Below are 7,145 nucleotides of genomic sequence, written 5' to 3'. Positions count from 1 at the left end.
TGGTTTAAGGGGGGATTACCGGATGGCTCCTATTGCGGTGACAACACCTACTGCAGCGAACAATGTGCGCTATCAGACAGGGCGAGAAATTTGGTTGAACGTTGGTTATGAGTTTTGAGAAATGCTGTCGTTCCGACGCATTAACTAAAGACACTGTATTTAATGCGTGCCGCCTCTCATGAAGGCACTTTTAGTTTGATGACATCGCAATGAGACGGAGTCTAAAAAAGTATATGTGGCGTGGTTGTTGGAGAATTGGATGTACTGCACTCTTTCTAGTGAGCGTGGCTGCAATGGCTCAAACAGTGCGAGTGGAAATCAATGCCACTACAAAACTTGCAAAAGAGTCCGCACCCAATACAGCGGTTGGCCGATTGCTTGATCCTGCCAATAACCAGGAATTTGTGTGTGGCGCTGTGAGTGGCTGGGACATAGGCTGTCTCAAGGACAGATACCAAGGCACACCTAATAACTGGCCTCGCCCTGTCATAGATGAAGGAAAAGTTTGGCGGGAAATGGCGTCGGTGCCTGCCGTGCTATCTCCAGCAAACGCCAAAGAAGAGGCGCAACGTGCACTCGGTACTGCTCTGTTTTTTGATCCGGGGTTGTCACGTAAGGGCTCGGTCTCTTGTGCATCGTGCCACCAAGCAACGAAATCCTTTGGTGATGGACTTGCATTGAGCGTGGGCGAAGACAAGCTCATGGGTCGGCGCCGTGCGCAGACGCTGTTTGCGGCACCGTTTGCAGACAGGTTGTTCTGGGATGGCAGAGCGCCTTCTCTGGAAGAACAGTCCAAGGGGTCTATTCAGAACCCCTTTGAGATGAACAACACTCTGGAAGCCGCCCTGTCTCATGTGAATGCACAGCCACAGTACAAGTCGCTGGTGCAGACGGCCTATGGTGCACCAGAAATCAGTGTGGATGAGATGGTGGTTGCGATTGCCAGCTTTGTGCGGACGGTGCGCCCACCCAAGACCGTGGCGGATGAAGTGATTGCAGGCAATACAGGTGTATTAACCGATCAGCAACTGCTGGGACTACACCTGTTTCGAACCAAAGCACGTTGCATGAATTGCCACAATGGTGCGCTGCTGACAGACAACGAGTTTCATGACATCGGACTGTCTTTTTATAGCCGTCGCAACCAGGATCTGGGGCGCTTTGAAGCAACCAGGGACAAGGCTGATTTGGGTAAGTTCAAAACCCCCAGCCTGCGGGGTGTAGTTCATGCTGGCCCCTGGATGCACAACGGGCTGTTCCCCGATATGCATGGCCTGATGCGCCTGTACAACGTAGGCATGGGTGTCGTGGGGGGAGACTCTGAAAAAGACCCATACATACCGACGAAATCACCGCATATGAAGGCAATTAATTTGAATGCAGAAGAGATTGATGCCTTGGTGGAGTGGCTGCGACTTTTATAGCTGTTAGCGGTTATGAAATAAGCGAAAGAGCCAGTTTTGCCTCAAAACTGGCTCTTTGTATTTCTAGGTTTGAATCTGCACCCAGTGGTTGTCCAGCATCATGGCATGGGTGGTGGCCACCGCTTGTTGCCGCGGCCATTGCAGCACCTGATGCACTCCGCCGGACCAGAGCTGGGTATTGGCAGGCTGCAGGGGATGGATCACGCTGTCATTGCTGATGCAGTACACCCCTTGCTGGGTGTGTTGCTGCACACATTGTGCAGCTGCATAGGGGGTAGAGGGTGGTATCCACCAGGTCAGCGTATCGGCGCGTGGGCAACTGATGGCAAAGCGTGTGCCGATGCAGCTGATGTCACCGCCATAGCCCTGCCACCTTGTACCCACGGGCAGTGGAGCCAGGTGCAGTTGCTGCCCATCAAACAGCGCCAGCACGGGGGCCTGCTGCTTGTGCTCTGGCGTATCGTGTTCGGCCTGCAGCGCAATACCAAGCCAACGGTGTGCAGCCGCCCAGGCAACTTGGGGGCCCCAAGCCAGGTGACGCATGCTCAGCCGTGCGTCTTGCAGCCGCCATTGGCCAGCGATGGCTCCACTGTCTTGGGGTTGTAGCCGGGCAATGGACGAGTCCATCTGCGTGAGCTTGAGCTTGCGGCGACCGGTTTCAGGCTGCGTGGGAATGCCGCCATTGGCCACCATGAGGCTTCCATCGTGGTCGAGCAGTAGTTGGTGTGGGTCCATGCCGCCAGTGCGCCACTCGGCGAGCTTTTCCAGCGTGTGCACATTGCGCACGCCAATCAAACCTTGGCTGTCGGCCAGATCGGTTTCGGTGGTGTACAAGTGCTGGCCATCGCTGCTGGCAATCACATGGCCGTTAAAGGCACGGTCCTCTTCAATCCAGTGCCACTGATGCGTGCCATCCAGACGGATACGCAGCAACCAGTCGCCAGGGCGGCGGCTAGTAAACAGCAACGAGCCATCTGCTAGTTGTGTCATGCCATGGGCACGCGTAGGTACAGCGTGGGCATGCACGATCTGCAAGCCCTCCGTGGGCTTGATAGGCAGGCGCAGCACGCCGACAAACAGATCAGACCCTACGGCCCAGGCAGCCGCCAAATTCAAGTTGGTGGAGGGTGCAGCCCAGCTGTGTAGTGGCGCAGCCGCAAAGAACGCCATGCCTTGCAGCCACTGCCTGCGGTTGAGTTGGTGCATGACGTCAGTCACCGTCGGCATCGGAAAAGCCGATGCTTACATCCAAGGCTAGCGCAACTTCGTTTTCGACAAGATGCTTGAGTTGGCCCAGCGCCTTGCTGGCAGGCAACACGGATGCTAAGTTCACCTGCTGGATCTGGGACATAGCGGCATCAGTTGCCTGCACCGCGTCGCGCAATTCCTGTGCTAGACGGGACCAGCCGCGCGCTTCGATCATGGCTACGATGCTGGTATGCAGATTTGGCTGCTGGGCATCGCCCACTGCCAGAGCACGCAACGCCTGCCATTGAGCTAGCCAGTGTGCGAGGGTATCGCCGCTGGCCATACGGGTGACCTGTGCTGGCTTGGCCTCGCTGGCTCTGCGCAGCGGTTTTTCCATGGACAGCCAGCGCAGACGATCCAGGCCGCCCACCCACTGGTTTAGAAACTCGCTATTGCTTTCAAAGTCCGGCGTGGCCTGCTGTACGGTTTTTTGTAAATCTTGCTGTAGTGCTTGCAGCTCTTGGGCAGTATCAGCGGCAACCAGCGTGGCGTACTGGCAACTGGGCGTTTTAGGCTGAACAACCACTGTCCACAGCAGGTGCTCTAGCACCGGGAAACCTTTGGCTGGCGCACCGATGCGCTCCATATCTTCTAGCGATTGAGGTACTTTAAGCAACGCCGATTGCAACTGCTGCAGGCGAATGGGTTGAAAGTCCACCATACGGGCAGTGCGGCGCTCTACCTGCGGGCCCATGGCAACGGCCGAGAGACGCTGCCAGTCGCGGCTGGTGTGCACAAACTGTTGGCGCACGGCATCCAGCGTGGTGGCTTCGCCTGCGCAGTAGTGCTGTAACGCTTGCTGCAGCTGTTGGGCACTGCGCTGAGATTGTGTGGCCTGTGGTGCAAACCATTGGGTGTACAGCGCCTGTGCCGCTGCACCTGAGGTCAAGGCGAGCGCAGAGGTTTGGGCATGCAGGGCCGGACTGGCCAGCGCCAGTACCAAAGCACCGAAGTTGCGAGAAAAATGCATCAGAGAGATTCCACAAATTTCACCAGAGCTTCGCGGTCTTGCGCGCTCATAGTTCGGAATTGTTCACGGGCTGCTTGTGCTTCGCCGCCATGCCACAAAATAGCCTCGGCCACGCCGCGGGCACGGCCATCGTGCAGCAGGCGTTGGTGATCATTCACCGCAGGTAGCAGGCCTATGCCCCACAGCGGTGGCGTGCGCCACTGGCGGCCACTGGCTTGATAGTCGGGGCGGCCGTCAGCCAGAGCTTCGCCCATATCGTGCAGCAGCAAGTCCGTGTAGGGCGTGATATCTTGGCCCGACAGTGCCTTGCTGCTCAGTTTGGGAAATAGCGCCTCGCCCGTGCGATAGCTAGGGCGATGGCATTGCGCGCACTGTGCCGCATGGAACAAGGCCTGGCCTTGCTGTACCTGCGGGTCACTTTCTTTGCGGCGCGCCGGTGGCGCGAGCGTAGCTTGGTAGAAAATCACATCGTTCAAGACATAGTCCTCAATTTCCACACCCTGCCCGCCATTGCCAGACGGTGCTGCCAAGCAGTCTTTTTGCGCGGCCGTGCAGGTTTGCTCGGGGAAGTGCTGGGAGGTGATGCCAATATCACCTTGGAAGGCAGAGGCAACTTGGTGCGCCACGCTGGCGACATTGGCCTTCCAGCCAAAGCGGCCCAGCATGGTGCGCTGACCATAGGCATCCCAGACGTAATTGGCTTGTCCCTTGATGGGGCCGGTGCTGGCGGCCTGCGCCGCCGCATTGGCCAGAATTTCAGATTCGGGAATGGCTTCCAGCAGCCCTAAACCAATGACCTGTGGCGCAATGCGCGGGCTGGTCATCACATCGTAGGCTATGGGGCCGTAGTTGAGCTTGTCCAGGGTGTAGACCGGTTTTTCCAGTGTGTAAGGCGTTCCGTCCGCGTACTGACCTGAGATGGTTTCGTAGCGGATGTGAACCTGGCCTTCGCCTTTGACGCCAGCAATGCCGATGGTGTTGAACTGGTCACCATAGACAGGCTCAGGCTTTGGGCCTCCGTGGGGATTGCTGCCAGGGATGGACAGACGGATGAGCAAGCCTGCAAATGGCTGTGGCTGCAGCGGGTTGTGAAAGTCAGGTGGCTGTGCACGTCCATCCTGAGCGTGACACCCGGCGCACGAGCGGGTCAGAAAATGGGGCCCAAGGCCATCACGTGCTGTGGTGGAGGCAGGGGCTTGTACCCAGTTGCGCTTGAAGAAGGAATTACCCACAACAAAGCGGGTGCGCTCGGCATCGCTCAGATTGGCAGCCGGCAGCGAAAACGCATTGCGTCCATTCGAGTACACCGTGGTGTTACCGCCAGGTTTGACATCGGCATTTGGCGGGGCAAATAAGGTGGATGCTGGCGGCGCTGCCGAAGCGCTGGACTGTGCCATGCAACCCGCCAGAGCCAAGATCGAGGCAACTAATATGGAGTAACGTGCGAAATGCTTCATAACGTAGAACACTTTGCAATAGACACGGTCCAAATTGAAAAGCTTTAAAAACCAGAGCTGCTAGGGCTAGTTATGAGTGGTTTTCAAAAACGTATCTCTTTGAAACCCAACTCATACAGGCCCTAGCAGCTCTGGTTTTTGAAGAACTCTTGATCGTGCGTGTGAAGGGGTTAGGGTTCGACCAGATTCAGTTGTTCAAAACCAGCGGCTTTGGCGGCATTCACCAGATCCTTGCTTTGCTGGGTCAGCGCATCAATGGTGGCCTGTATGCTGGCGCGTGCAGCGCTGTCACGCGCGCCCTGGATGGCTTGGTCAAACGGTGCAGGAATGCTTTGTGCAGAAAACACCGACTTGGCGATTTGCAGCGTAGTCTTTTCAGCCACATCCTTGTCGTGTAGCGCCACCCAGTCACGCAGACCCGGACCTTGCAGGGTGCTGCCGTCCAGGCGTTTGTAAGTTCCCAACCAGACGTTCTGGATGCCTTGGGCGTTGGTCGCGGCATCACGGTGGGTGTTGTCCGAGAAGCAGGAGTGCTCGTCCTCTTGGTCGCGGCTTGCCATGGCCACTTCTAGACGTTCACCGGCCAGTTCACCTCGCGACAGCGAGCCCAGACCGACAAAAATCTTGCGCAGCGATTCCTCGCCACCCTTGTCAAACTCCGCGCGGAAGTTGGCTTTTACGCCTGGCTTCCATTGGTCGGCCACGGATTGCAGATCGCTGATCAGCAACTCGGTCACTACCTTCAGATACTGACGACGGCGGTCGGCATTTGGTTTTTTTCCATCCACGAAGTCGGTATAGGGGCGTGCGCCGGGTCCGGTTTCGCTCAGGTCTTGGCCCCAGAGCATGAATTCAATGGCGTGCCAGCCTGTAGAGATGTTTTCCTCACCATCGTGCTCGTTCAGCTCGGCCAGGCGTTCCTTGGTGATGGACAGTTTGCGGTTATTGATCAAACCTGCGTTGTCGTCGCCCACCACATAGTCCACATAGGACTCGTCCATGGGCCATGCATTGATCTGGCCTTCAGGTCCTTGTTCATTGTCGATCGGTCCGTCATAGAAGCGGAAGGCTTCGGTCTGGCCGTAGAACTCGCGGGCCTCCAACCAAGCCTTGCGGGCTGCATCTTGCGTAGCCTGGCTAGGCTTGCTCAAGAAGGCATCGATAGCCTTTTGCAACTGCTTGGCGGCAGCGATGGTGTCGCTGTAGTTGGCATAGACCAACTGGCTGTAGTGCTGCACTACATCCTGCACCATGAGCTGACTTGATACTGCTGGGGTAGAGGTAGTAACAGGTTGAGCAGCTAACCCGGGCATGGCAGTTAGTGCACTCAGAACTAACGTGCTAGCGATCAAGTAACGGTTCATATGAAAGAAGGATGGCTAAAAGGCAATATTTTAAGTTATTGAGAATCGATTGTATTTACTTTTGTCAAGATGTTTACAGTCATGACCTTTGCAAAACGTTCCTGCACTTTCGTTTTCCTCATTAGCCAAATCTTTGTTTCGCTTCGCACTCAGCAACATCAAAAGCACAACTTCATGTCTCAGGATGGCTGACCTTCATCGCCCCCTTGGCTTGTTAGCTAGCCGCTAACAGTTTCACCCCCCCCCGCAGCCATTGAGTGATGGTCGACTGATGTGGTACTGGGGATGGCTGCTATTTGGTTAAAACCGGCAGGTAGGGCTGCCAAGCTGAGCTTTAGCAGTCGCGGTGTAGCCGACCTAAGCTTCGTAAAGCTGCTTGAAGCTGACTCCAGTGATTCAACTCAATAAGGGTTATGACTGCTGTTCCACCAAGCAGTCACTTCACTGAGTCTTCCTTGTATCACCTCTACACCTCAAAGCTGGCACTAGAGTCTTACGCAGGCCGGGCGATGTTTTTATATGCGTTGCAGTAGTTTGCTATTGACCAAAGCGGCCTGGCCACGAAATGCAGGCCTATTCAATCAACTCAACAAACTTTAGGTTGAATCAGTGATCTCATTTGGAATATGCAGTAGGCGGAGGCTGTCCATAATAGTTGGAGAGGTAATCCCCCCGTAAAACC

Annotated in this window: 5 protein-coding genes; 1 reads left to right on the top strand and 4 read right to left on the bottom strand. The window is 55.9% G+C overall.

From position 1 onward, the window contains the following. The first annotated feature begins 311 nt into the window (after window positions 1-311). Window positions 312-1,424, top strand: coding sequence for a cytochrome-c peroxidase (locus B3R00_RS02090; RefSeq protein ID WP_286997154.1), 1,113 nt, complete (start codon window positions 312-314; stop codon window positions 1,422-1,424). 63 nt (window positions 1,425-1,487) lie between these two features. Here B3R00_RS02090 and B3R00_RS02085 read toward each other — a convergent pair whose 3' ends face one another. From B3R00_RS02085 to B3R00_RS02070, 4 genes are all read right to left on the bottom strand, one after another. Continuing rightward, on the bottom strand, window positions 1,488-2,630 hold the full coding sequence (locus B3R00_RS02085) for a DUF1513 domain-containing protein (protein WP_286997153.1): 1,143 nt from the start codon (window positions 2,628-2,630) through the stop codon (window positions 1,488-1,490). A gap of 4 nt (window positions 2,631-2,634) precedes the next feature. Further along, on the bottom strand, window positions 2,635-3,642 hold the full coding sequence (locus tag B3R00_RS02080) for an imelysin family protein (RefSeq protein ID WP_286997152.1): 1,008 nt from the start codon (window positions 3,640-3,642) through the stop codon (window positions 2,635-2,637). Then, entirely contained in the window at window positions 3,642-5,099 is a 1,458-nt protein-coding gene (locus B3R00_RS02075) for a di-heme oxidoredictase family protein (protein WP_286997151.1), read from the bottom strand. The genes B3R00_RS02080 and B3R00_RS02075 overlap by 1 nt, the downstream gene beginning before the upstream one ends. Window positions 5,100-5,269: 170 nt before the next feature. Then, window positions 5,270-6,352, bottom strand: coding sequence for an imelysin family protein (locus tag B3R00_RS02070; protein WP_376747708.1), 1,083 nt, complete (start codon window positions 6,350-6,352; stop codon window positions 5,270-5,272). Between the last annotated feature and the right edge of the window lie 793 nt (window positions 6,353-7,145).

The sequence above is a fragment of the Comamonas sp. UBA7840 genome (assembly GCF_002501455.1).
GTDB classification, from domain to species: Bacteria; Pseudomonadota; Gammaproteobacteria; order Burkholderiales; family Burkholderiaceae_C; genus Comamonas; species Comamonas jiangduensis.
The sequence above is the reverse complement of the archived record's forward strand: the minus strand, read 5'-3'. Positions and strand labels throughout refer to the sequence as shown.

What these genes read in the sequence shown, in the direction of transcription:
- B3R00_RS02085 (WP_286997153.1), bottom strand. Translation starts at nt 2,630, where the DNA reads ATGCACCAACTCAACCGCAGGCAGTGGCTGCAAGGCATGGCGTTCTTT.
- B3R00_RS02080 (WP_286997152.1), bottom strand. Translation starts at nt 3,642, where the DNA reads ATGCATTTTTCTCGCAACTTCGGTGCTTTGGTACTGGCGCTGGCCAGT.
- B3R00_RS02075 (WP_286997151.1), bottom strand. Translation starts at nt 5,099, where the DNA reads ATGAAGCATTTCGCACGTTACTCCATATTAGTTGCCTCGATCTTGGCT.
- B3R00_RS02070 (WP_376747708.1), bottom strand. Translation starts at nt 6,352, where the DNA reads ATGGTGCAGGATGTAGTGCAGCACTACAGCCAGTTGGTCTATGCCAAC.